Here is a 26962-nt window from a genome sequence, read left to right on the forward strand (position 1 = left end):
AACCGTTTATGTAAAGAAATCAACAGTTCATGTAGTACAATTAAATTTTAAGATAATTTAAGAATATATTGTTAAAGTTTTAACACATAATACAAACTCAATGAAAAATTTTAAAACCTTTGCAGTAGTATTTACTGCAGCTACATTATCAGTTTTTACATCATGTGAAAAAGAATCTTCAGAAGATGTAATAGATCAGTCATCACAAGAAATCTCAAAAGATGTTTTAAACAAAATCTCTGAATTACATTTTAACCCTAATGGTGTCGAAAAAATAACTTTGAACGATATCAATGGAACCCAAAAAACGGTATATAAGATTGAAGATGATATTCTTTTTACCGAAAACCAATTAATGAAAACAGGTCTTTATGGTGGTATTCAAAACAAACAATATAGAACAAATAATACCGTGACGGCCACTAATGTTATTCGTGTAGTAGGGTATAATGGTAATAATCAGTTTGGGTTAAGTGCAACAGCGCAAACTGGTCTTCGTTATGCAGTTGACAATTATAATAATGAAAATCTTGATATTAGATTCGAGTTGTCATTTGGTACAAATTGGGGACCTAATGATATTTTAGTATTTGTACAGGATGGTTTTGCTAGAGATGATAGATTTCCTGCTGGGATAGCTGGCTTTCCAAGTAACGGATTTCCTTTTAATAGGGTAAGAATTAACACGACAGCAAGTACAACACAAACTGATCAACAATTAGAGCATTTATTGGCTCACGAAATTGGTCACTGTATTGGATTTAGACATACAGATTGGGATACCAGAAAGAGTTGTGGAGAGAATAATAATGAAGGTGCAGGTAACGATGGTCTTGTATTTATTCCTGGTACAGCAGGTCCTGGAGGAGATGATGATTCTATAATGAATGCTTGTTATCCTGCAAATACCGATGGAGAATGGAGTAATTTGGATAGAGTAGCTCTTAATTTTCTGTATTAGAAAAATTTAGCAAGGCTAGTTGTATACCCCTTGACTTACTTGCTAATATATAGAGCTATATTATCAAATAGCATCCTGAAATATGGATGCTATTTTTTTTGAGAAAAGTTTTTATATAATAGTATCTTCGCAGACAAAATTAAAATTTATGGTTGCCAGTATACTATACGTTATTATAGGACTAGTACTTCTTGTGGTAGGAGGAGAATTTTTAGTAAGATCTTCTGTTGCACTTTCGTTCAGGCTTAAATTGTCTCGTATGGTTATTGGGCTAACCGTAGTTTCTTTTGCTACTTCTGCTCCAGAACTATTGGTAAGTATTCAGGCAGCATTAGACGGATTGTCTGATATATCTTTAGGTAATGTAATTGGATCTAATATCGCTAATATTGGTTTGGTATTAGGTATTACTGCTATAATAGGTCCTTTGGCTATCGATAAGGATTTTTATAAATTCAATTGGCCGGTAATGGTATTGTTATCATTTGTGTTGTATCTCTTTTTGCAAAATGATGCAATTTTAACTCAGTTAGAGGGACTTGTGTTGTTATTATCTTTAATTGTTTATTTATTCCTCTTGATTCGAAGAGCTAGAAAATCTTCTGATACTGCATTAGAAGAAGTAGATGATTCTCTTCAGAAAACATCTAATTTTAAAATTATAGTTTGGTTACTCATCGGTGGGGCTGCATTGTATTTTGGTTCAGAATTATTGGTGAGCGGGGCAGAAACCATTGCCAAAAAAATGGGCGTTAGCGAAGGTGTAATAGCAGTTACTCTTATTGCAGTGGGAACTAGTGTTCCAGAATTAGCTGCATCCGTTATCGCAGCCCTTAAACAAGAGAAAGCAATATCACTAGGAAATCTTATCGGATCTAATATTTTTAATATTGCTTCGGTATTAGGAATAACTTCATTAATTCAGCCTATAGCAGTAAAAGATGGAACACTAATGAATGTAAATATTTATTGGATGCTTGGTTTTGCTATGATTTTACTTCCATTGGCATTTATACCTAAAAAAATGATCCTTGGGCGCCCGAAAGGATTATTAATTTTTGCAGCATATTGCATTTTTATTGCAATGGTTTTTATAGAGTAAACCATAGACGTAAACTGAAATTATATCTGTTGAAAAAGCAGATGTATAATGATACCTCTTACCACCTATCCCGCGTATTTACCATTCGTCATAATTTGAATTATTATATAGAGGGATTGGTATATTTTTGATCATAAATCAAAAAGAAACTCATTATGGTGTCATTGGTTAAATGGATAATCGGATTGTTACTAGCTTTTCTTTCTCAAATTATAAATGCACAGGAGATTACCGGAATTTGGAATGGAGCAATTAAGGTTCAGGGAACCGAGCTTCCTGTCATTTTTAAAATTAAAAAAGAAGGGGATACCTATATATCTACTTTAAAAAGCCCAAAACAATCAGATCAACAACAGTTTTTGTCGAATGTAAAAACTCTTATATTAGCAATTGGCAGAGGTGAAGATTATCAGGTGATACCTGATCTTAACTTAACGAGAATCGAGAGTATTCTAAAAAAATCTGGAAATAAGGATGTAACGATAAATGAAATTGAAGGCCTAAATCATTTATTTCAGATGGTAAAGACTGGTTCAGCATCTTAGTATCCTAATGTTAAAGAAACTTTTGTTCCTGAAGCAATGCAAATAATAAGTGAATGGATTCTAAAACGATTCTAATTTTTTAAAATTAGATAATTGATAAGTAATTATGATAATTGTGATAAATAATATAACAGTTTGAATGCATTAAAAATTTCAAAAAAGAACTGGTTTTGGATTTTACAACTTTTAGGTTGGGGGATGCCTGGTTGTCTCATTGTGTATACAAAATTTAACTACGAAAAATCATTATCTCATACCTATATTATTTCAGAAGCGGCCTTATTTACCAGTGCAGGAATAGTATTCTCTTCGTTTTTGTGGTTATTAATTAGAAATAAAATTTTCATAGAAACTATAAATGTTAAGATAATCATTAGGATACTTTTGACCTACCTGTTAATGTGTTTGGCAATGACAATATTTGTAGAGGTTTTGGTGTATTTGTTATATGTAAATATCGAAAACAAAGAGTTAGATAGATCTTTTAATGATTATATGCTCAACTTTGTCAATATTTCTGTGATCTTATTTTTTTGGCTTATTCTTTATTTCTCAATCAATTCGATTCTAAGAGCTCAAAAAGGAAAAGTAGAAGGACTGCAATTAAAGAGTATATTAAGGGAGTCTCAACTTAACACACTTAAAGGTCAAATTAATCCTCATTTTATGTTTAACAGTCTTAATAATATTAGGGCGTTAATGTTAGAAGATGTATATAAGTCCCGAGAAATGATTACCAAGTTATCTGAGTTATTAAGGTATTCGTTAAATAGTAATAAAGTAGATAAGATAACTCTTGAAGAAGAAATTGAGATCGTTAATAATTATATCGAATTGTCAAAGATTCAATTAGAAAAGCGGTTGCGGTATCACGAAGAAATTGGAGAGGGTATATTGGATATAGAAATCCCTCCTATGTTAATTCAAATGTTGATAGAAAATGCTATAAAACATGGAATCTCTGATCAAATTGGGGGTGGAGTTGTATCTTTAAAAATAAAAAAAGAAAATAACGACTTACAAATTGAAGTGTATAATACAGGAGTGTTAAAAGAAAGTAGATCTACTACAAAAATTGGACTTCAGAATATTTCAGAAAGATTACGATTATTGTATGGTACAACATCCTCCTTTGAGTTGAAAGAAGAGAATCAAGAAGTAGTTGCCAGAATAAAAATACCATTAGATGAATAATACTGCAGTTATTGTTGAAGATTCGCGTTTGGCACGTAATGAGTTAAAGGAGTTACTTAAAAAATACCCTTCGGTAAAGATTATTGGCGAAGCCGAAAATGTAGATCAGGGATATGAGCTTATAACAAGTACAAATCCGGATATTTTATTTCTGGATATTAATATGCCAGAAAAAAATGGTTTTGATTTATTAGAAATGTTAGACCAAGTGCCTTTGGTTGTTTTTACAACTGCTTATGATGAGTATGCTATTAAGTCGTTTGAATATAATGCGTTTGATTATTTATTGAAACCAATTAATGAAGATAGATTTTCTAAGACAATAGAAAAAATACAGAAAACCATTGAAGAGAAGAAAGCCTCTGAGTCAAAAGAAAAGTTGTCAGAAACCAGTCAGATTTTTATTAAAGAAGGAGAAAAATGCTGGTTAGTAACGATATCAGATATACAACTTTTTGAAGTAGTCGGAAACTATACAAGGGTATACTTTGATCAAGAGGCTCCATTAATTTATAAATCTCTAAATCAAATAGAGCAAAAACTTCCTGCAAAGATCTTTTTTAGAGCCAATAGACAGCAAATCATTAATCTCAACTATATAGAAAAGGTTGTTCCGTGGTTTAATGGTAAATTAAAAGTCGCTATGGGTTCTGGTGTAGAGATAGAGATATCGAGAAGGCAATCCATAAAATTTAGAGAACAGTTAGGATTATAGTATATATAATACTAAAAAACACCTTTAGAGACATTCTAAAGGTGTTTTTGGTGTTTAACCAACTTGGTTAGTTAAGTTACATACAATAAATTATTATGCCATTACTGATGCAACATCTGCAGTTTTAACAGTAGTTACAATTCTAGCAGCAATTTTATATGGATCACCGTTAGAAGCAGGTCTACGATCTTCTAACCAGCCTTTCCATCCTTTTTCTACAGTAATAATAGGAATCCTTATAGATGCTCCTCTATCTGATACTCCATAAGAGAATTCGTGTATAGACTGCGTTTCGTGCTCACCAGTTAATCGTTGATCATTAAACTCACCATATACAGCAATGTGTTCTTTGGTAACAGGTCTAAATGCTTCGCAAATAGTTTCATAAACTTCTTTAGAACCACAAGTTCTTAATACTTCGTTAGAAAAGTTAGCATGCATACCAGAACCATTCCAGTCTCCTTTAATAGGTTTTGGGTGATATTCAATATAATATCCATAATGTTCGGTAAGGCGATCTAATAAATAACGAGCTACCCATATTTCATCTCCAGCTTTTTTAGCTCCTTTGGCGAATAATTGAAATTCCCACTGTCCACTCGCAACTTCCTGGTTAATTCCTTCAAAATTAAGTCCTGCGGCAATACATAGATCAGCATGTTCTTCAACAAAATCTCTACCATGTGTATTTTTACCTCCTACAGAACAATAATACATCCCTTGTGGGCCAGGGTAACCACCAACAGGAAACCCTAATGGTAATTGTGTTTTAGAATCCATAATAAAGTATTCTTGCTCAAAACCAAACCAAAAATCATTATCATCATCATCGATTGTTGCTCGTGCATTAGATTCGTGAGGAGTTCCATCAGAATTTAAAACTTCTGTCATTACCAGGTATCCATTTTTTCTTGCAGGATCAGGATATATAGCAACAGGTTTTAATAAACAGTCAGAAGAACCACCTTCTGCTTGTTTTGTAGAACTACCATCAAAAGACCACATTGGGCAATCTTCAAGCTTTCCACTAAAATTTTCTTCAATTTTTGTTTTACTTCTTAAGTTAGCAGTTGGTTTGTAACCATCTAGCCAAATGTATTCTAATTTAGCTTTACTCATAATTAATACTTTATAAATTGAATTATTATAAGGTTCAAAATTAGTTTTTATTTTGGTATTACCAAAAAAATAGGGGGTCTATAATTATATTTTCAATAAATTTTATTAATACCCTGTTTTTTTAGGGGGTATTTTAAAAAATTATTAATTTTGAAATAAAATATTTTTTATATTATCAATAGAAACTTCTTTTATCTTTGTATAAAACTCACTTAATTATGTCAACACTCAGATTTCAAGCTCTTAAAGAGACCTTACATCGTAAACCTGTAATAGTTACAGAAACAGAACGTCGATCTGTATTATTTGGTAACAATGTATTTAATCAAACAACAATGCTTCAGTATCTTACCAAAGATGCTTATAGTAGTGTAATGGATGCCATAGAACATGGTTCTAAAATTGATCGCAAGATTGCTGATCAAATTTCATCGGCGATGAAAGAATGGGCACTTTCTAAAGGTGTAACTCATTATACGCATTGGTTTCAGCCATTAACAGGAGCAACAGCAGAAAAACATGATGCCTTTTTTGAGACCATTGGTAATGGACAGGCAATCGAAAAATTTGGAGGAGGACAACTGGTACAACAAGAGCCAGATGCATCTTCTTTTCCTAATGGAGGGATTCGTAATACCTTTGAAGCTAGGGGGTATACAGCATGGGACCCTACTTCTCCTGCTTTTATTTATGGTACTACATTATGTATTCCTACCGTTTTTGTCGCTTATACGGGGGAGGCTCTTGATTATAAAACACCGCTATTAAGAGCTTTGCAGGCTGTCGATAATGCTGCAACAGCAGTTGCCAAATATTTTGATAAGAATGTTAAGAAAGTAAATGCGTCTTTGGGTTGGGAACAAGAGTATTTTTTAATTGATAGTGCATTGGCATATTCCAGACCCGATATAGTAATGACGGGTAGAACACTTCTTGGTCATTCTGCGGCAAAAGGACAACAACTAGATGATCATTATTTCGGAAGTATTCCTACAAGAGCTTTGGATTATATGAGAGATTTGGAAACAGAATGTATGCTGTTGGGGATTCCGGTAAAAACACGTCATAACGAGGTAGCTCCCAATCAATTTGAGTTAGCTCCTATATTTGAAGAAACTAATCTTGCTGTAGATCACAATTCCTTACTTATGGACGTTATGGATAAAGTAGCGGCAAGACATCACCTAACGGTACTTTTACACGAGAAACCTTTTGCTGGTGTAAATGGATCTGGAAAACACAATAACTGGTCTTTGGCAACAAATACTGGTGTAAATTTATTAGGCCCGGGGAAAACTCCTATGAGTAATCTTCAGTTTTTAACTTTTTTCATCAATACTATTAAAGCTATTAATGAAAATGAAGAATTAATGAGAGCGGGTATTGCTTCGGCCAGTAATGATCACCGCCTTGGGGCTAATGAAGCACCACCGGCTATTATGTCTGTATTTATAGGAGAACAATTAACAGCTGTGCTTAAAGAATTAGAAGGCGTTACTAATGGAAAACTGTCTCCGCAAGAAAAAACAGATCTTAAATTAAATGTAGTAGGGAAAATACCAGAGATTTTATTAGATAATACAGATCGTAATAGAACTTCTCCTTTTGCTTTTACAGGAAATAAGTTTGAATTTAGAGCCGTAGGGTCTAAAGCAAATTGTGCTAATCCAATGACAATTCTTAACACTATCGTAGCAAAACAGCTAGTAGATTTTAAGAAAGAAGTTGATGCATTGATTGATAAAAAAGGACTCAAAAAAGATGAGGCAATATTTAATGTACTAAGAGAGTATATAAAGCAATCCAAAAATATTCTTTTTGAAGGAAATGGATATGGTGAGGAATGGGAAAAAGAAGCTAAGAAGAGAGGGTTAAGTAATAATAAAACTACTCCCGAAGCACTAAAAGCTAAAGTTTCTAAGAAAAACCTGGAACTTTTTGAGCAAATGGGAGTAATGAATAAGGTTGAAGCCGAAGCTCGTTATGAAATTGAAGTAGAAGAGTATGTATTAAGAATTCAAATAGAAGGTAGAGTACTTGGAGATATTGCTCGAAACCATGTGATTCCGACTGCAATACGATACCAAAATATGTTAATCAATAATGTATCAGGATTAAAAGAACTATATGGTAAAGATTTTAAAAAATATGCAAAGGAACAGATGGAAATTATAGAAGAGATTTCTGGGCATATTGGTAAAATCAATGCAAAGGTTAGTGAAATGACTGAAGCACGTAAAAAAGCAAATAAACTTGAAGACCTAGAGAAAAAAGCTTCGAGTTATTGTGATAAAGTAAAACCTCTGTTTGATGAAATTAGATATAGTTGTGATAAATTAGAGTTACTTGTAGATGATGAATTGTGGCCGTTAACAAAGTATAGAGAATTGCTTTTTACAAGATAAGTAAGAATTAACCTACGATTTGTTTTTCGATGAAATTTTAGCAAAAAAATCATATTTGATAAACCCTTTAAAAACCATAGAAATTTAAATTTCTATGGTTTTTTTGCATGTATTTCGTCGAATAGTTGGGGAATTGATAATAATAGCTTTAATATTTTCCTAAATTTGATAATGTCAAAATGGTCGTCATACTTTTGATTATACCCCCCAGGTCCCAAAATATATTTGTTTTATTGAATAATAATAGAGGTTAGATTTTTCTGATCTTTATTGTTCTTGTGCTGTAAAATTTTAAGGAAAGTAACTCAATTTAATCACTTTTAATATATATTACGTATGAAAAAATTAATTTTCAGCCTAGCGGCTTTACTAAGTGCTACGGCAATGATCGCACAATCAAATAACAGTAACGTTACTCAAACCGGAGACGATAATATTGCTAATATTTCTCAGGTAGGGGCAACTAATTCTTCTTTAACAACTCAGGAAGGAAAGGCTAACAATGCAGAAGCAATTCAAGGTACTGATGCATTTAATTCGACTAATGGAATTGTAGAACAAACTCAAACTGGAGATAAGAATTCGGCTTTTGCTCATCATGAAGAAGCGGATAATCAAGTGTATCAAGTACAGGTAGGTAACGGTAACTCTGCCAGAGCTACTCAAAACTTAGCATTCGAAGGAGGTGGTAATGTAGCTAATCAACTTCAGGAAGGGGATAGGAACGAAGCAACCATATCTCAGGAAGGATTAACCAATACTGCTATCCAGGTTCAATTTGGAGATGGTAACTCTGGATCTTCGAGTCAAGAAGGGATAGATAACTTTAGTGAACTTAATCAAGAAGGAAACTTTAATACAGCATCTATCACACAAGTAGGGCAAAACAATCTTTCTTCACAATCACAAATAGGAGATGCTAATATGGCTACTGCAGGACAGTGGGGAAATAATAATTCTGTGAGCCAAGACCAAGAAGGTGGAGGTAATACTGCAAATTCTGTACAAGGTAGTACTCTTTTTGATTCTAGAGGAGGAAGAGTAGAGCAAGTACAAGCAGGTGATGAGAATAATGCATTTGCAAATCATGAAGAAGATAACAATACAATTCTTCAAAGCCAGACAGGAGACTCTAATGATGCAAGTGCAGAGCAAAACTTAGGATCTTTTGGAGGAGATAACTTGGCTACTCAAGTGCAAGAAGGTAATAGCAATGCAGCTACAGCATCTCAAAACGGAAGTACTAATATTTCTGATCAATCACAATCTGGTGATGAAAATGTTGCTGCTACAACACAATCAGGAACAAATAATACAGCTATCCAAAGTCAAACAGGAGTTGGTAACAATGCAACTGCTGTACAAGGTGGGGCGTTCTTTACTTCTAGAGGTGGTCTTGTAGATCAGTTTCAGTCGGGTAATGGTAACGAAGCTTTTGCAAGACACGAAGAAGATAATAATGTTGTAGTACAAACTCAGTTAGGAGATAGAAACAACGCTTCTGCTACTCAGAATCTTATCAACTTTGGAGGAGAAAACACAACAAGACAACTTCAACTAGGTAACGGTAACGTTGCTGAAGCTTCTCAAGAAGGAAGTTCAGATTTAAATTTAGCTGGAGAAAATAACCTTGTTAGCCAAATTCAGTTTGGTGATGAAAATAGAGTTACTTCAACTCAAAATGGAGCAAGCAATACAAGTGATATTCTCCAATTTGGAAATATGAATGTCGCTACAGATACCCAAGTAGGAACAGGTAACAATACTTTTGTAACTCAGATTGGAGATATGAACACTAGTGTGATTCTTCAAACAGGAGTAAACAATAGTGCTACTGTAACTCAAAATGGTTCGAATTAATTAGATTCGAATAAACTTTAATATCTTTATAAGAGTTATGCTCAATTTGAGCGTAACTCTTATCTTGATTTTTTTAAATTCTGAAAAAGATGAACAAAACCATTCTTATACAGACATTGGTGTTTTTTATTTTCTTTACTTTTTCTAGTGGGTATGCTCAAAATTTAAAAGGCGAAAGCGAGCTTTCTGTTACCGATCAAGATAAGTTTATTACCCTGTCTCAGGTTAATAGTGTGTTATCTGTAGGAGCAGAATCGTCACCTCTTTCTAATGGAGTAAATACAGTTTTTATTCAGCAAATAGGAACGAGTAATGCTGTGCTTTCTAATATTATTGCAGAATCTTCAGATATTAAAATACTTCAGAAAGGAGACCAAAATCTAGTAGAGATAAATGAATCCGCCAGAGAAATAGAGAAATCAATTATACAAACAGGAAATAATAATTCTGTAACTGATTTTTCTTTTAATCCAGATATATCAACTAATTTAGAACTTATACAAGAAGGTAATAACCTGATTTTTGAACGATTTGGTAGTAATGAACTGTCAAAGAATTTGAAATTTAAGATGTCTGGCGATGCCAGAACTATAATTGTTAGAAGTTTTTAATAACAGACATATAAGAGTATGAAGTGTAAACTTGTCATACTTGCAATTTTGTGTTTTCAGGCTTCAATTGCACAGTTCACCAATACTGATGTAGTTGCAAAAATTAAAACAGTAACTATAGACGATATGATTTCTGTGGTTGCTACTGCTACTAATACTACAGAAGTATATAAAAGTTTGCAATATACTATTACCGTTTTTCGAACAGATGCAAATAATAATGTATCTAAAAATAATCAGGAAGGAAGGTTTACGCTAGAAGCAAACGAAAGTAAAGAACTCTCAAGAGGGGCAATTAGTGTAGATGTGAGTGATAAAATAGTATTGCTATTATTGATCTATGAAGAAGATAAGATTATAGGTAAAGATAGGCTTGCTTTTAATGAAGAAGCTAATCAGAAACCTAATTCAACAGAAGATGATATCTCCTCTGATGATGGGATTGAATTAAAAGGAATAGTAATAGAAGAGACTAAGACCAAACCAGGAAGAGATTTCTATGAATTTTTCTATGCCTCCTATACGTTAAACCAAATAAACGGTAATAAAGTAGTTGGGGTGTATGAAAAACTAAGCTTTGGTCGTAGCACTATTATTCAGGTAAAAATAGAGGATAATGTTATTCATGAATTTATAGGAAAACCAGATTTGGAATATTTAGAACAAATGTCGAAAATTGCAATTCGAAAAGTGTACAAATATTTTAAGGATCTAAAAAAACAGAAGAACGATATTTTTCAGTATTAAAACAGTCAAGATGAAATCAATTTCAATAACGCTTTTTCTTGTTTTCTCAATATGTAGCTTTTCTTTTGGGCAAGATTTGGTGTATAAACCTGTAAATCCTGCTTTTGGAGGAGATACATTTAATTATCAATGGCTCCTTAGCTCTGCCGAAGCTCAGAATAAATTTACAGATCCTACCGATTCGAGAGATCAAAGATCTGATGTAGAAAGATTTACAGAGAACCTTAATAACCAGTTATTAAGTCAGATATCAAGAACACTATTTACCGAACAATTTGGAGAAGGAGGTCTTACCGAAGGAACATATAATTTTGGATCGTTATTCATAGAAATCTTTCCTTCTGGAGAAGGGTTGGTAATCAATATTTTAGATACAAGCACCGGAGACCAATCCCAAGTAATAATTCCTAATTAATTTTTAATGTATCATAAGTTTTATAAAGTAATCGCGGTAATTTCTTGCGTATTTTTATTACACGGATGTGGGACGTATTTTAATCAACCCATAACCATCGAAAATGCCAGAATAGGAGAAGATACAGAAGTTACAAAAACATTAAGGGATTTCCCGCCACCGGTCGAGCCTGTTGTTGTTGGGGTGTATAAATTTAGAGATCAAACAGGGCAATATAAACCCACAGAAAATGGAAGCACTTTTAGTACAGCCGTTACTCAAGGAGCAACAACAATTTTGATCAAAGCACTCGAAGATTCTAAATGGTTTGTGCCTATCGAAAGAGAGAATCTAAGTAATTTGCTTAATGAACGTAATATTATACGTTCTACAAGAAAAGAATATAGAAAAACCAAAAATACTAATGAGCCGCAATTACCACCCTTACTATATGCTGGGATTATTCTCGAAGGAGGGATCGTATCTTACGATTCTAATATCATTACAGGTGGATTGGGAGCAAGATATTTTGGTGTAGGAGCCTCTACTCAATACAGACAAGATAGAATTACTATATATTTAAGAGCCGTTTCTACTTCTAGTGGTAAAATCTTAAAAACAGTATATGTGTCTAAAACTATTTTGTCGCAAGCACTAGATGCAAATTTCTTTAGGTATATAAAATTTAAGAGATTGCTCGAAGCCGAAACTGGATTTACCAAAAATGAACCTGCTCAAATGGCAGTATCTGAAGCAATAGAGAAAGCTGTAGAATCTCTAATTGTAGAAGGAATCGAAGATAAGTTATGGGCTGCTAAGGCGGAACCCGAAGTTGTAAATACATTAATAGAAACGTACAAAGCAGAAAAACATGAAGCTCAAAATACGGCATTGTATGATCGGTATTTTAAAGAAAGAAGAACTAAGATTTCTGCATTTCTAAAAGGAGGAACCGCTTTGGTAAGTGGGGATTATAATAACCCAGAGCTTACCTATTCTGCAAAGATTGGTGCCAGGTGGTATTTTAACCCATACCTTAATGTTAATGGAAGTATTAATAAATTTGAACTCACTAATCAAAATGCATTCTCTAAAGGATTTAACGCTTTCGACCTTAATACAGAGTTAAGCCTTTTACCTTTCGATAGGTTATCACCCTTTTTATTTGGAGGAGTAGGAATTGTGAATGATGATGATTTTGATACTACATTGTTTAAGTTTCAATATGGAGGTGGTGTAGAATATTTAATTTCTGATAAAATAGGCATCTCTGTTGGAGCTACGCATAACCTGGTTCTTAGCGATGAATTGGATGGTGTAGTTCAGGGAAAACGAGATGATCAATATTTTAATTTTTCTTTTGGACTTAATTGGTATTTTGGAAAACCTGCAAAAGCAAGTAAAAAATCAAGATTACAGAAACAAGAGCAAAATATAGAATTACGTGAGCTACGAAAAAGAAATAGAAAAATTAGAAAAGAAGGTATAATCCGAGAGGATAAAAACGAATAGGTTGTGAGAAAAATTATCATACAAATAATAAGTGTTTTTGCAATTTTGGCTACGGCTTCTTGTAGTGAGGATACTATTGATTCTGAAGGTTTAGGATCTGTTAAAGGAAAAGTAGTTAAAAAAGGAACTAACGAACCTTTAGAAAATGTAAAAATATCAACAAACCCTGCTTCAAGTACTGTTTTTACAGATAAAGATGGAGTCTATCATTTAAAAAGTGTGCCCTCGGGAGATTATTCTCTTTCAGGTCAACGAGAGGGACTATTAGCAGTTTTTGAAGCAATTACAGTATTAGCAGATAAAGAACTCGAAGTAGTTCTCGAAATGGATATAGCAACAGCGACCAACCGCCCGCCAGAAGCTGCAACTTTGGTAACACCAGTAGACAATGCTGTCGATCAGCCATTAGAAGTTAAGCTAGTGTGGAGTGCCAAGGACCCTGATAAAGATAAACTTACTTACAAGGTAAGTTTAAGAAATGAAGAAAATTCTAATGTAGAAGTTTTTGAAAACATTACTGACACCACATATACCGTGTCTGGTCTTTCTTTTGCAACAAAGTATTTTTGGCAGGTAAGTTCTAGTGATAATATCAATGATCCTGTTAATAGTACAACTTTTGCTTTTACTACTGCAGGACCACCAAACAATAGAATTGTGTATACCAAATTAGTTGGTGGCAATAGTGTTATCTATTCTGCAGATGAGAGTGGGGGAACAGAAATAGCGCTTACTTCGGTATCAAAAAATAGTTTTAGACCAAGAAGAAATGCTACTACCAAAAAAATTGCTTTTTTACAATCGGTTGGTTCACAAACTCATTTATTTACAATGAATCAGGATGGTTCACAAATAAAGCAAATTACCTCTACAGTTGGAGTTTCTGGATTTAATCTCGAAGAGGTAGATTTTTCATGGGATGCCAACGGTGCAAAATTGTTATTTCCTAATCAGAATAAACTCTATTCTATTAATATAGATGGAAGCGGTTTGAATTTAATATATCAGACCACTGGTGATTTGATTACCGAAGTAGATAAAAATGAAAGTACAGGTATTGTCGTCATAAAAACGAATAATTTAGATGGTTACGGAGTGCAAATTTTTACCATCGACGGAGCAGGAGTAGTTCAAAATACAGTTCTTACTGGGCAGAATGGGGCAGCTGGTAGTATCAATCTATCGGTAGATGGCACCAGATTATTATACAGTCGAGATATGTCTGGAGCAGAAAATCCAAACTATCGTCAGTTAGATTCTAGGGTGTTTATCTATAATTTTAGTACAATGGTAAGTACAGATTTATCTACAGATAAAACAGCAGGAACCAATGATTTGGATGCCAGATTTTCACCAAATGAAGCTAGTATCATTTTTGTAAACACTTCTAATGATGGTATTTCTGAAAAAAATATTTTGACCGTACCGATTGCTGATTTAGATGGAAGAACTACACTATTATCAAAAGCAGCAATGCCTGATTGGGAATAGTTTTTTTGATTTTTGGCTTGCGAATTATGATGTTTGTATGAGATTAAGTTTAGTAATTTAGACTTTATAATTCGTACATCGTAATTCGCAATTCGTAATTAATTAAATTATCTTTGCGCTTTAATTTTCGATATAATGAGTCAAGAAGTAAGTAAACGTTATGCGCAACGTGGTGTTTCTGCGTCTAAAGAAGATGTACATAGTGCGATTAAAAACATTGATAAAGGACTTTTTCCAAAGGCATTTTGCAAAATTGTACCAGATCATTTAACCGGTGATCAGGAGTATTGTTTGATCATGCATGCCGATGGGGCAGGAACCAAATCTTCTCTGGCGTATATGTATTGGAAAGAAACCGGAGATGTATCTGTATGGAAAGGAATTGCCCAGGATGCACTTATCATGAATATTGATGATTTGTTATGTGTCGGAGCAACCGATAATATTATGTTGTCTTCTACTATCGGTAGAAATAAAAACCTGATCCCGGGTGAAGTGATATCTGCAATCATTAATGGAACCGAAGAGTTACTTAAAGAACTTAAAGATTTTGGAGTCGAAATTCATTCTACTGGCGGGGAAACTGCAGATGTAGGAGATCTGGTACGAACCATTATTGTAGACTCTACAGTAACTGCTCGTATGAAACGAAAAGATGTAATTGATAATGCAAATATACAAGCAGGTGATGTCATTGTAGGATTGTCTTCTTTTGGGCAAGCAAGCTATGAAAAAGAATATAATGGTGGTATGGGAAGCAATGGTTTAACCTCTGCCCGCCATGATGTATTTAGTAAAACACTTGCAGAAAAATACCCAGAAAGTTTTGACCCTTCTGTACCTTCAGATTTAGTGTACTCTGGTAAAACAAGTTTAACCGATGCTGTGAAAGATGCACCTATCGATGCCGGTAAATTAGTATTGTCACCTACCAGAACATACGCTCCTATTATCAAAAAAATCTTAGCTAACTTTGATAAAGAAACCATTCACGGAATGGTACATTGCAGTGGTGGTGCTCAAACCAAGATTCTACATTTTATAGATAATCTGCATATCATAAAAGATAACCTATTTGATGTACCTCCATTATTTAAATTGATTCAGGAAAACTCTGGGACCGACTGGAAAGAAATGTACCAGGTATTTAATATGGGGCATCGTATGGAATTATATGTTGCTCCAGAAATAGCAGAAGAAATCATATCAATTTCAAAAAGTTTTAATGTAGATGCTCAAATAGTTGGTCGTGTCGAGGCTTCTGAAGAGAAGAAACTTACCATCAAAAGTGAGTTCGGAACCTATATCTACTAAATTTTGCCAGTAATTATAAAAACTCGTTACAGTTTAAATTCCAGTTCAACGATAAACAGTTTTAAATGAATAAACAATACTTAATGCTATTGTTCATAGTTTTAATTGCAAGCTGTAAACAGAAAGATAAAGAAAGAAAAATTACAAGTAATCCTAATAAAATTACTTTTGAAGTAAATGAAGGAACTGAATTTTTATTAACAGCATTCAATTTGGCAGTAGAAAAAGAAATGTCAGATGAATATAAACCTTGCGAAACAAGTTATGTAAAACGCCTGAATGATTACTTTGCAGAGTATAAAGAACATCCTTTTTTAAAATATATTTTTGATGAAGTAAATTCAGGGACTGATTTTTCAAGTGTTGGTTTAGTTATAACAAACCTTGAAACCATGGAATTAAATTCTGATATTGATATAGAGTTGATAAAAAGAAAAATTTATACCAATGATATCAATAATTTCAGAAAGTTAGCAGCAGATTTTTATAGAGTAACTAAATTTAATTCATTTTTTAAGAGTAATAAAGAGTACTACGCAACATCTAATTCAAAAATTAAAAGACAAGTTGAAGCAGAAAATTTGTTAGGAAAAATACAAGAATTTTATCAAGATGATAGAGATGGTTTAGAATTTAAAGTATTTGTAGAATTAACAAATAATAGCGAAAGTCAAGCGGTTGATTTTTACGATAATTACAATCCGAATATAAGAGCGATTACATTAGGTAATTTCTGTGATTTAAGTTCTGAAAGTAAGCCACAAAATGAGGTGTTAGATATAGAAAACTATCAAGGAGTATTTTGCCATGAAATATCACATTTATATACGACCAGTATTTTTCTCGACAAATACATTGGAGATGTAGAAGATTTTAGGGTTTTGTTTGATGATAAACTAACAAAACTGCAAATTAAAGATAGAGTAGACCACATGATTATTAGACCGCTACAAGCGGTATTAACAAAAAGGATTTTCAATGACTTAGCAGGTAGTAATTTTTATAAAAAACAACCTAATAGTATCGAAAAAAATATTTACCTTCTTTTTTCAGAATATAAACCAAATGGAAATAAAACGTTTGAAAGTTATTATAAAGAGGCTATTAAAATCATAAGAAATAAAGGGTGATTTTTTAACCAGTTGAAAAAGCTTAAACGAGTTCTATGATAGATATTTCAAAAATCAAAGAAAAAGAGATAATGGAAGGGTTTAAAGGTAGATTTATTCATACCGAATATTCAACCCTCGCCTTTTGGGAAATAAAAAAAGGATCAATTTTACCATTACACTCTCATATTCATGAACAAACAACACAAGTTTTAGAAGGAAAACTAGAGTTAACCGTAGGTGAGGAGACAAATGTTTATGAAAAAGGATTTGTTGCTGTAATCCCTCCAAATATTCCCCATAGCGGAATTGCATTGACCAATTGTAGAGTTTTAGATACGTTTAGCCCGGTAAGAGAAGATTATAAAAAATTTGGTAGAGAATAGAACCCTACTACATACTGTCTTCTGTTAAGTTTATGAAGTGGTTTAAACTTTTTTGATTTAAGTGAAAAATAGTGCTTTTGTGTTCAGATGAAGTAATTTTTTAGTTGCATAGCAGCGCTACGGAAGTCAAAAATTATGAAGTATGGGCGCAAATGAACATTTTTTTAGCAAATTGAAAAAAGTTTAAATGACTTCTATACTAAGAGTCGTTAATCCTGTATATTTTTTTCGCAATATCTCCAGTTTTGGATGAATATATTTTCTGCAAAAAGGCTTTTTGGGATTACGTGAATAATAATTGAGAAGCTCAACCCGGGAAGATTTAAACTCCTTAAAAATTAAAGCCTGAGTAATAATCTCATTGTCAAATTCTTTTTGAAGCTTCTTAAGAATAGCTTTTATGACTTGTTTTTCATTTTCTTCAAAATAATACACTGCACTTCTGTATTTTTCTCTAAAACTATGATTAGATGTGCTTTTGTGAGTGTGTAGATGAATTTCGATAAGATCTTTAAGTAGAATTATTTCCGAATCAAAATGTACAAGTATTGCTTCAGAAAAATAAGCATTTTCTTTATGGCTTCTAATATATCCTTGTTCAACTTTTACGACTCCTTTTAAAGATTGAAAAACCGCTTCGGTACACCAATGACATCCGCCACCTAACCCTATTTTCTGAAAATTCATATTCACATTATAAAAGTCGTAAAAATATTCAAACTCATACATTAAAAACTGCTATCGTTTGTCTTTCAAAAGAAAAATACGAAACAGTAATGCATTACTGTTTATTTTAAAACCCATAAGATTTCAAAATTTGAATGTGTTTCTTTTTAAAGATATATGTAAATTGGTCGTGGATAATTATCAATCTTATTGTTGAGGTTACTTTAATGTCGGGTAAGAAATGATATTATATACAATTTATTATGTCGGATATTACTAAGTTTTATAGCCTGGCACATATATGTATCGCTTTGATAGGAGGGATATTGTTATTGGCTATATGGTATAATATAAGGAAACGTTTCAGACAGTTTTTAGAAGAAGATGATTCTCAAAAAAGAATAGATAAAGGTCTGTTATACCTAAGTCTGGCATTGTTTGTATGGGTGTTTTCGGGAGGATGGATTTATATGGGTAACCTTTTCTTGTTTACAGATATGATTATCTACGATATAGGATATAGTCTTTTTTCTGTGCTCAATACTTTGGTTTTAATCATGGCACTGTTTTATTTTGATTTTGCACCTCAGTTTTTATCAAAAAATAAAAGAAATACGCTTATCCTTATTGGTATAGCAGTGGTAGTGTCTATTGTAACTTTTGCTTTGATTCAAACATTTAAAGATACACCTGTAGTAAACGGAATACGAATAAGTAGTGTCCCGGATTTGATATTTTCTTGTTTGCTCACCTGGTTACTTATTGTTTCGTTTTACAGGACTTTCATGAATCGAGGATTAAGACTAGTAGCCATTATCTCTGTTTTAGCTTTTTTACTAATGCTAATCTCACAAATGCCAGATGTTTTTGTGGTAATGAGTAATGAGTTATATGGCCACTTAATAAAGATTATTGCTAAAACAACATTTATTTCTGTTTTTCTGGTATTAGCAACAAGTTGGGTTATTCAATTAGCATTAACACCTAAACCTAGCGAGATGACTATTAAATTTATGGATTGGGCATTAGTCAAAATAACAATTCCATCTAAAGAGATTTATGATAAAACCATAGATTTTGGCTCCAAAACTACACAATACAAAAACTTGTTAAAGTTTGCTGTAAAGCGGAAATATGAAGCAGGAGATGGGCAATATTTAGTAGTGAATTCTGGGGGTGAAATAAAGAGCCAAACCTATTTAAGCAGAATCATAGAAAATATTAATACAATACTTCGATTACAACCGATATCACAGCTAGAAAGAAAAGATTTATTCACATTTATGGGGCAGGGAAAATACAGGCTTCGGGTTATACCAGAAAACATAATTATTGATCAAACACTGCTAGAAGAGTTCAATAAAACTTCATGAAATATAGATTGTAATTATTTGTAACTACTTGTAAGAGAATAACAATTTGAGATAAATTGCTATTTTTTAGAACTTTCCTTTTAGTTGTCCATAAACTATTGATGCTTTGTGTTTAAATAATTTTAAACGCATAACATGAACTCAGATCAAACTGAAGTAAATAGGCAGGAAGTATTCGGACACCCCAAAGGATTATTATATCTATTTTTTGCAGAACTATGGGAACGGTTTTCCTTTTATGGTATGAAAGCATTGTTGGTGTTGTATATGACCAAACACCTACTATATTCTGATGATAAATCATTTGGAGTAATGGCGGCATATATGTCACTAGTATATGTTACCCCTATGATTGGTGGGATTATAGCAGATAGATATATTGGATATAGAAAATCAATCATACTTGGAGGTGTTTTGATGGCAGCAGGGCATTTTTTTCTAACGATTGAAACTCCGGTTTTTTTCTACGGTTCATTAGCTTTAATAATCGTTGGTAACGGTTTTTTTAAACCCAATATTTCAACAATGGTGGGTACATTATATGAAGAAGGAGATAGAAGAAGAGATTCTGGATTTACAATTTTTTATCTGGGGATTAACCTGGGAGGAGCTATAGCTCCTTTAATGTGTGCCTGGCTTGCCGAACTATACGGGTGGCATTATGGATTTCTATTAGCAGGAATAGGAATGCTGGTTGGACTTTTAGTTTTTAAACGAGGAACACAACTGGCTGTTTTTGGAGATAAAGGACTAGTACCCGATATCGAGAAGTATGAAAAGAAAATATATGGTCTTAATAAAGGGGATAGAGTATGGTTTCTGGCATGGTTATCCGTTCCGGTATTTGCGTTAATCGTTAGATTTAATGAATTTGAACACTATCTGGTGTGGATTGCAACCTTATTTTTAATAGGATATATAACCTATATTTTAACCAAAGTATCAATCAAAGAACGAAAACGGTTATTGGTTGCAGTATATTTTACTAGTTTGTATGCTTTGTTTGCAGCAGTGTTTGAGCAGGCCGGAAGCTCACTTACATTATTTGCAGATAGAAATGTAAACCTTATAGGGATTAATGCAGCACAAACTAATAGTATAAACTCTACCTGGATAGTGGTATTGGCAATTCCTTTTGCATTACTATGGACATTTTTGAGTAAGAAAAAGGCAAATCCTAATTCAGCTGTTAAATTTGGCTTAGGGATGTTGTTCCTGGGATTAGGATTTCTAATTTTTGGGATGTCTGCTCAAGAAGTTGATGAATATGCCAGAACCCCAATGTTTTATTTAATTTTTGGGTATCTAGTGTTAACCGTCGGAGAATTGTTCTTATCCCCTATAGGACTTTCTAAAATAACCGAACTATCACCAGTAAAATATGTTACCTTCATTATGGGAGTTTGGTTTTCGGCAAATTTCTACGGACATTTTTTTGCGGGAAAAATAGCAAAGCTTACAACAGTGAAAGAAGGAGAAGCAAGCATTTTCTCAGAAGGCCTCTCAGGAACCATTAGCGAGGCAATCACAGGATTATCCAATACGTTGGTAGAAGGTAATAATACAGAAGCTTTTCAACAATTGTATTCTTATGTCTCTGTATATGCCAATTTTGGGGTTATTACTATGGGAATAGGGATAGTTGCTATTCTAATTTCACCAATTATCAAAAAATTAATGACAGGAATACATTAATAGTGCTGGATTAAGTTTTGTTTTTAAATTCGCAGAAGTTGTTGTAAAGACCTCACAGGTTTCTTAAACCTGTGAGGTCTAATAAAACGTATAATTTTAAATAATTTAAATCTTTCTTGTTTTTTTGCCAGGTACTAAAAAAATAAATCACTATGATTTAAAAGTAGTGGTGACTTTTGTTTCTGCCTCTGTTTCATCTTCTTTTACATCTACATGCTCAATAATATGATCATCATCAAACTTTCCATCTTTTTTCTGAAAGGATATAGGAACAGGAAGTAAAGAAGCCATTATAATGAATATGACCAAGGCTACACGCCTTAGTGTCTTTTTAAATTTTTTCATCTCAGGGAATTAATAATGCCCGTTCATTTCTAGTGATAAGAAATAAATAAGTTGTTAATAGATTATTTATAAACGAATAGGTGGGATAAGGTTTTATCCTATAAAACTGAAATGAAAAGTATCTTCTTTATCGCTGTAACAAGAAGTGTGCGAAGTACTAATTATTTTATGTTTGTTATACAAACTAACAAAAACAGATTGATTTTTTTTGAATACCCTACTAAGCTTAGTATGGTTTAATGATAATAAAACCAAATACTCATGCTCGATATATAGAAAATCATTACTTTTTTCTGGATCGATAACATTGCTAAAAAGAATACTATTTTTAGGTGAAGAGAACTCTTCAGACGAAATCAGTAATTCAATAGTTTCTTTAAAATCAACAGGCTGTGTGTAATTAGAATATCCTCCAATAGAGATTAAAAGAATAAGTACTCCTAACCATTTAGGGGTAAGAGAACTAAAATATGTACCTGTACAATCTTGCATATCAATACAAATTTACGATTTTTTAACTAAGGCAATCTAATCTCGTATTACAATAATGAACATACATAATTGTCAATATAGGACAATACCATAACCTGCTATATTTCATAAATTTGTACTGTGAATAAGCAGGATGTATATATAAAAAGGATGCAAAGTACAGCTTTGTATCTACGAGAGAATTTCAATACAACTTTTGAGATTAAGAAGCTCGAAGAAGTCTCTAATTTCTCATATCGAAACTTACAACGCATCTTTAAAGGGTATTATAAAGAAACCATAGGAGCTTATGTTACCAGGCTTAAGATAGAAAGCGGAGCAAAAATGCTTTTGTATCAAAATCAAACGATATCACAAATAGCAATAAAAGTGGGATATTCTGATTTGCAAGCGTTTAGTAAGGCTTTTAAAAAACATTTTGGTATTTCTCCTCAGGAGTATAAAAGTAAAAAAGAAGATATTTTAACGTCGATAGTAAAGAATACTAAAGTAGCAATGAGTTTTTATGAAGAAAAAATAATTAACCTGCCAGAGCAAAAGGTTTTTTATAAAACGATCATGGCAGATTATTATAGTGATCAAATTGAAGAAGTTTGGGATGAGTTACATGAAGAAGCTGTAAGATTAGAGATAGATATATCTACATCAGAAAGTATAGGGATTATTTGGGACGAACCATTAATATCAGAGGCAATTCGATGTAACTATGATGCTTGCTTTGCATTACCGCAAAGTTGTGATTTTAAAAATAAATTCAGTGTTAAAATTTTACCAGAACAAACCTATGCAGTTTTTACACATTATGGGGCTTATGGTTTATTACAACATACTTACGATAAAATTTTTGGAAATTGGATATTAAACACACAGTATGAGGTATCTGAATCTCCTTTTTTAGAATTGTATAAAGTAAATAGTACGCATAGTGATGACCCTAAGGAGTATGTAACCGAAATATATATCCCCATAAAATGATAATGTCAAAAAATAAAAACAATCAAATGAAACTTATAACCTTTATTATAACATTAATGGTAAGTGCAAATTCTTGTAATAAAGATGATAATTCTATATCTAATCAAGAGCAAAAAGTTAAAGTAGCTTATATTAATGGCGCTATTTTTACTGTAAACCCAGAACAGGTATGGGCAGAGGCTATAATTGTTGAAGGAAATAAAATTGTCTATGTAGGAAATACTGATAAAGCGCTGGCGCAGATAGGTGAAGATACAGAAGTAATAGATCTTAAAGGAGCTACAGTAATACCAGGGATACATGATGTACATATGCACCCATTAGAAGCTTCATCAGAAAATTTTAAGTTTATTTTAAAAGAAAGTAATGCCCCCGAAAATTATGTCTCTACGATTCGTAAAGCGTTACGTGATTTTCCTAATGAAGAATGGCTTTTGGGTTGGGGTGTAGATCTGTATGCACTTCTTGAAACTAAACGTTCTCCTATCGATATTTTGGATGATATTAGTAATACCAGACCTATAGCAATTATGGAGCGTACTTCTCATTCGATCTGGGTAAATTCTAAAGCATTAGAAATAGCAGGGATAGATAGTAATTCAAAAGATCCATCGGGAGGAATTTATATGAAGGATGAAAACGGTAATCTTAATGGAATTCTGATTGATAATGCAGGAAACCTCATTTTAGATTTGGCATTAGCTCCAACTAGTCAAACTAAAGCAAATGATTATAACGGTTTGGTAAATTTTGCATTACCAGAATTAGCTAAAAATGGAATAACCTCTATTTGTGATGCACGAACCTATTGGAAAAGAGATCATCATACCATATGGAAACAAGTAGAAAAAGAAGGAAAACTTACGGCTAGGGTTAATTTAGGACTATGGGCATATCCTACGCTGGATGATGTTTCACAGATAGCATCGTTACAATCATTATATGAAAATGATAGCAATGGCCTTTTAAAAATAAATCAAATCAAGCTATATAGTGATGGGATTGTGCATAATACAACGGCAGCAATGCAAGAAGAATATCTAATAGATCTTTTTCAGAAACCAAATAATAACGGGCTGAATTATTTTACTCAAAATCGGATAACCCGTTATATTCAGCAATTAGAAAATATAGGATTTGATTTTCATATTCACGCTATCGGAAATAGAGGAATTAAAGAGTCTTTAAATGCAATAGAAATCGCAAGCAATGGTTCTGGAAGACATAGAATTACACATGTCGAAATAGTAACTCCATCAGATTTATCACGTTTTTCTCAATTAGACGTTACTGCAGATTGCCAGGTAGCGGGTGATTTTACACAACCAGGTCATTGGGGCGAAAATATAGAACTTATAGGAAAGGAGAATTCACAAAACATGATTCCTATAAAGAGTTTAAAAGAAGCTAATGCCAGAATTACATTAAGTAGTGATTGGGATGTGAGCAGTATCAATCCATTTGTAGGGATGCAAAATGCGATAACACGTTTTCCGCAGAATATAACTATAGAAGAAGCTGTAAAAGCTTATACACTTAATGGGGCCTATGTTATGCGACAAGAAACAGAAGTAGGGTCTATTGAAATAGGAAAGAAAGCAGATTTTATAGTGTTAAGTCAGAATATTTTTTCTATACATCCTAATAGAATTGCTAATACCAAAGTAGATATGACTGTATTTGATGGAGAGGTAATTTTTGAAAGAAAATAAAAACCAGAAACTATAGGTGTTGTTAGGTTAATTAACTTCAAATCTGGTTTATGCATAAAATTGATTTGTAATCTTATCATGCTGTATGAGCTTTTGACAAAAAAGCTTACTTTTGTAAATTCTACAGATTAGGAAGAATACACTATGATTGATAAATTAAATATTGTAAAGCAACGATTTGATGAAGTGAGTGATTTAATCATTCAACCAGATATTATTGCAGATCAAAAAAAGTACATACAACTTAATAAAGAATATAAAGATCTCAAAGCACTGATGGATGAAAGAGAGCGATATATAGAGCTCACTAATAATCAACAGGAAGCCGAGGAAATTATTGCTGATGGAAGTGATGCAGAGATGGTAGAAATGGCCAAAATGCAGCTAGAAGAAGCTAAAGAAGAATTGCCTGGCTTGGAAGAAAAAATTCGTTTTATGCTTGTGCCAAAAGATCCCGAAGATGCTAAGAATTGTGTGGTAGAAATTCGCGCAGGAACAGGAGGAGACGAAGCAAGTATTTTTGCAGGAGATTTATTTAGAATGTATACCAAATATTGTGAAGGTAAAGGGTGGAGTACTAGTGTTGTAGATCTTAATGAAGGAACCAGTGGTGGTTATAAAGAGATTATTTTCGAAGTTAATGGCGAAGATGTTTACGGAACATTAAAGTTTGAAGCAGGTGTACATCGTGTACAGCGAGTTCCCCAGACCGAAACACAAGGTCGAGTACATACCAGTGCTGCAACCGTAATGGTTTTGCCTGAAGCAGAAGAATTTGATATCGAACTCGATATGCAAGAAGTACGTATAGAGCGTACTACTTCTACAGGGCCAGGAGGGCAGTCTGTAAATACTACATATTCGGCAATCAAATTACATCATGAGCCAACAGGAATGATTGTAAGTTGCCAGGATCAGAAATCGTCGCATAAAAACCTCGAAAAAGCATTAAAAGTATTACGTTCTCGATTATATGATTTAGAATTGGAGAAAAAACAAGCAGCAGATTCTGAGAAACGTAAAAGTATGGTTTCTTCAGGGGACCGTTCTGCAAAAATTAGAACCTATAACTATCCGCAAGGTAGGGTAACTGACCACCGTATTGGTTTAACCTTATATGATTTAGGTAATATTATAGATGGGGATATTCAGAAAATTATCGATGAACTTCAATTGGTAGCGAATACAGAAAAATTAAAAGAATCTAACGAGATTTTTTAAATAAAACTAAACGTATAAAAAAGCCGATGTACAATACATCGGCTTTTTTTATGCTATTTTCTATTTAATTAACTTCTGTTTTCTTTCGGGATCGTATTACAAAATACAAGCCAACAATAATAAAAGGAATACTAAGCCATTGTCCTGTTGATAGTATACCTAAAGCGTTTTCAAAACCTCCTTGACTTGCTTTAACGTATTCTACAATAAAACGTACTGTAAATATTAAGATCAAATACATTCCGAAAAGAAATCCACTATTTTTTCGTTTATCAGTTTTCCAATAGATTAGCCATAAGATGATAGATACGAATATATATCCAAATGCTTCATATAATTGAGCTGGATGACGATACGGAATAGCTTCTAGCAAGTTAGAGAATTTAGGGTTTTCTACGATTGCAGAATAGGCTTTATTAACACTATCCATTCCGGTTTCTTTTAAAGCTTCTCTTTTACTAATACCATCGCGTATAAACTTTACTCCAAAAAAAGAATCACCAGATTCTTTTCCAATAATCTCAGAGTTAAAGAAATTACCCAATCGAACAAAAATACCTCCAAATGCTGCCGGAATAGTAACTCTATCTAAAACCCAAAGCGGATGTTTATGTAATACTTTTTTAGAGTAATAGTACATTGCAATTATAAAAGCAATAGCAGCTCCATGGCTCGCTAATCCCTGAAAACCTATAAACTCAAACGCTGGCTTAAACCTGAAAGGTAAAAGAATTTCTAAAAGATTGTTCTTGTAATAATCCCAGTCATAAAAAAATACATGTCCCAACCTGGCGCCTAATAACGTACCGATAACGGCATATATAAATACAGAATCTAGCTTTTCCATAGAGATATTCTCCCGGATATAGATTTTTTTCATTAGGTACCATCCTAGTGTAAAAGCAATTACAAACATTAAGCTGTAAAAACGAATAACAAAAAAGCCGAGATCTATTCCCTCAACTGGATTCCAGATAATTTTTGTAAATATCATGCGTGAGTTTTATTTTTTAAAAGT

Annotated in this window: 25 protein-coding genes; 20 read left to right on the plus strand and 5 right to left on the minus strand. The window is 32.9% G+C overall.

The features are described from left to right. The first annotated feature begins 100 nt into the window (after nucleotides 1–100). The 5 genes from ATO12_RS16955 to ATO12_RS16975 all read left to right on the plus strand — a co-directional run bounded on the left by ATO12_RS16955 (nucleotide 101) and on the right by ATO12_RS16975 (nucleotide 4517). Complete coding sequence (locus ATO12_RS16955) at nucleotides 101–961, plus strand: M57 family metalloprotease (RefSeq protein WP_034244001.1); 861 nt, start codon at nucleotides 101–103, stop codon at nucleotides 959–961. Nucleotides 962–1109: 148 nt separating this feature from the next. Then, a complete protein-coding gene (locus ATO12_RS16960) occupies nucleotides 1110–2063 on the plus strand; it encodes a calcium/sodium antiporter (RefSeq protein WP_034244499.1) in 954 nt (317 codons plus the stop codon). A gap of 155 nt (nucleotides 2064–2218) precedes the next feature. After that, complete coding sequence (locus ATO12_RS16965; RefSeq protein ID WP_034244004.1) at nucleotides 2219–2608, plus strand: hypothetical protein; 390 nt, start codon at nucleotides 2219–2221, stop codon at nucleotides 2606–2608. A gap of 135 nt (nucleotides 2609–2743) precedes the next feature. Continuing rightward, nucleotides 2744–3802 carry a sensor histidine kinase gene (locus ATO12_RS16970; RefSeq protein ID WP_034244005.1) on the plus strand — a complete coding sequence of 353 codons (1059 nt, stop codon included), beginning with the start codon at nucleotides 2744–2746 and terminating at the stop codon, nucleotides 3800–3802. Next, a complete protein-coding gene (locus ATO12_RS16975) occupies nucleotides 3795–4517 on the plus strand; it encodes a LytR/AlgR family response regulator transcription factor (protein WP_034244008.1) in 723 nt (240 codons plus the stop codon). Before ATO12_RS16970 ends, ATO12_RS16975 begins: the two co-directional genes overlap by 8 nt. Nucleotides 4518–4610: 93 nt before the next feature. Here ATO12_RS16975 and ATO12_RS16980 read toward each other — a convergent pair whose 3' ends face one another. Next, nucleotides 4611–5636 (minus strand): glutamine synthetase beta-grasp domain-containing protein, encoded by a 1026-nt coding sequence (locus tag ATO12_RS16980; RefSeq protein ID WP_034244010.1) that lies wholly within the window; start codon nucleotides 5634–5636, stop codon nucleotides 4611–4613. Nucleotides 5637–5854: 218 nt separating this feature from the next. Here ATO12_RS16980 and ATO12_RS16985 point away from each other — a divergent pair, with 218 nt between their 5' ends. From ATO12_RS16985 to ATO12_RS17030, 10 genes are all read left to right on the plus strand, one after another. Next, nucleotides 5855–8041, plus strand: coding sequence for a glutamine synthetase III family protein (locus tag ATO12_RS16985; RefSeq protein ID WP_034244012.1), 2187 nt, complete (start codon nucleotides 5855–5857; stop codon nucleotides 8039–8041). Between the two features lie 336 nt (nucleotides 8042–8377). Further along, entirely contained in the window at nucleotides 8378–9901 is a 1524-nt protein-coding gene (locus tag ATO12_RS25040; RefSeq protein WP_051575908.1) for a hypothetical protein, read from the plus strand. Between the two features lie 89 nt (nucleotides 9902–9990). Further along, nucleotides 9991–10512, plus strand: coding sequence for a hypothetical protein (locus tag ATO12_RS16995; protein ID WP_034244015.1), 522 nt, complete (start codon nucleotides 9991–9993; stop codon nucleotides 10510–10512). 18 nt (nucleotides 10513–10530) lie between these two features. Further along, complete coding sequence (locus ATO12_RS25045; protein WP_051575909.1) at nucleotides 10531–11259, plus strand: CsgE family curli-type amyloid fiber assembly protein; 729 nt, start codon at nucleotides 10531–10533, stop codon at nucleotides 11257–11259. A gap of 10 nt (nucleotides 11260–11269) precedes the next feature. Beyond that, nucleotides 11270–11674 (plus strand): curli production assembly/transport component CsgF, encoded by a 405-nt coding sequence (locus tag ATO12_RS17005; protein ID WP_034244016.1) that lies wholly within the window; start codon nucleotides 11270–11272, stop codon nucleotides 11672–11674. Nucleotides 11675–11680: 6 nt separating this feature from the next. Then, nucleotides 11681–13165: a CsgG/HfaB family protein gene (locus ATO12_RS17010; RefSeq protein ID WP_034244018.1), complete on the plus strand. Its 1485-nt coding sequence runs from the start codon at nucleotides 11681–11683 to the stop codon at nucleotides 13163–13165. A 3-nt stretch (nucleotides 13166–13168) separates the two neighbouring features. Further along, the gene (locus ATO12_RS17015; protein ID WP_117590068.1) at nucleotides 13169–14656 is read left to right on the plus strand and encodes a carboxypeptidase regulatory-like domain-containing protein; all 1488 of its coding nucleotides are present in this window, start codon (nucleotides 13169–13171) and stop codon (nucleotides 14654–14656) included. A 135-nt stretch (nucleotides 14657–14791) separates the two neighbouring features. After that, nucleotides 14792–15970, plus strand: coding sequence for an AIR synthase related protein (locus ATO12_RS17020; RefSeq protein WP_034244020.1), 1179 nt, complete (start codon nucleotides 14792–14794; stop codon nucleotides 15968–15970). Between the two features lie 65 nt (nucleotides 15971–16035). Continuing rightward, complete coding sequence (locus tag ATO12_RS17025) at nucleotides 16036–17100, plus strand: DUF4932 domain-containing protein (protein ID WP_081802099.1); 1065 nt, start codon at nucleotides 16036–16038, stop codon at nucleotides 17098–17100. Between the two features lie 35 nt (nucleotides 17101–17135). After that, nucleotides 17136–17465 (plus strand): cupin domain-containing protein, encoded by a 330-nt coding sequence (locus ATO12_RS17030; RefSeq protein ID WP_034244024.1) that lies wholly within the window; start codon nucleotides 17136–17138, stop codon nucleotides 17463–17465. Between the two features lie 183 nt (nucleotides 17466–17648). Here the strand turns inward: ATO12_RS17030 and ATO12_RS17035 are convergent, their stop codons facing one another. Continuing rightward, nucleotides 17649–18152, minus strand: a complete 504-nt coding sequence (locus ATO12_RS17035) for a peptide-methionine (S)-S-oxide reductase (RefSeq protein WP_034244508.1) — start codon at nucleotides 18150–18152, stop codon at nucleotides 17649–17651. Nucleotides 18153–18394: 242 nt separating this feature from the next. On the opposite strand from ATO12_RS17035, the gene ATO12_RS17040 reads away from it, so the two are divergent. Next, nucleotides 18395–19504, plus strand: a complete 1110-nt coding sequence (locus tag ATO12_RS17040; RefSeq protein ID WP_034244026.1) for a hypothetical protein — start codon at nucleotides 18395–18397, stop codon at nucleotides 19502–19504. Nucleotides 19505–19639: 135 nt separating this feature from the next. Then, the gene (locus ATO12_RS17045) at nucleotides 19640–21199 is read left to right on the plus strand and encodes a peptide MFS transporter (RefSeq protein WP_034244029.1); all 1560 of its coding nucleotides are present in this window, start codon (nucleotides 19640–19642) and stop codon (nucleotides 21197–21199) included. A 150-nt stretch (nucleotides 21200–21349) separates the two neighbouring features. Here ATO12_RS17045 and ATO12_RS25820 read toward each other — a convergent pair whose 3' ends face one another. After that, nucleotides 21350–21544, minus strand: coding sequence for a hypothetical protein (locus ATO12_RS25820; protein WP_131248849.1), 195 nt, complete (start codon nucleotides 21542–21544; stop codon nucleotides 21350–21352). A gap of 93 nt (nucleotides 21545–21637) precedes the next feature. Beyond that, complete coding sequence (locus tag ATO12_RS17050; RefSeq protein ID WP_034244033.1) at nucleotides 21638–22036, minus strand: hypothetical protein; 399 nt, start codon at nucleotides 22034–22036, stop codon at nucleotides 21638–21640. 150 nt (nucleotides 22037–22186) lie between these two features. Here ATO12_RS17050 and ATO12_RS17055 point away from each other — a divergent pair, with 150 nt between their 5' ends. From ATO12_RS17055 to prfA, 3 genes are all read left to right on the plus strand, one after another. Next, on the plus strand, nucleotides 22187–23011 hold the full coding sequence (locus tag ATO12_RS17055; RefSeq protein ID WP_034244036.1) for an AraC family transcriptional regulator: 825 nt from the start codon (nucleotides 22187–22189) through the stop codon (nucleotides 23009–23011). Nucleotides 23012–23037: 26 nt separating this feature from the next. After that, on the plus strand, nucleotides 23038–24723 hold the full coding sequence (locus tag ATO12_RS17060) for an amidohydrolase (RefSeq protein WP_034244510.1): 1686 nt from the start codon (nucleotides 23038–23040) through the stop codon (nucleotides 24721–24723). A gap of 144 nt (nucleotides 24724–24867) precedes the next feature. Next, a complete protein-coding gene (prfA, locus tag ATO12_RS17065) occupies nucleotides 24868–25944 on the plus strand; it encodes a peptide chain release factor 1 (RefSeq protein WP_034244039.1) in 1077 nt (358 codons plus the stop codon). Nucleotides 25945–26008: 64 nt separating this feature from the next. Here prfA and lgt read toward each other — a convergent pair whose 3' ends face one another. Further along, complete coding sequence (gene lgt, locus ATO12_RS17070) at nucleotides 26009–26938, minus strand: prolipoprotein diacylglyceryl transferase (RefSeq protein WP_034244041.1); 930 nt, start codon at nucleotides 26936–26938, stop codon at nucleotides 26009–26011. Between the last annotated feature and the right edge of the window lie 24 nt (nucleotides 26939–26962).

It is taken from the genome of Aquimarina atlantica (assembly GCF_000626715.1).
Classification (GTDB): Bacteria; Bacteroidota; Bacteroidia; order Flavobacteriales; family Flavobacteriaceae; genus Aquimarina; species Aquimarina atlantica.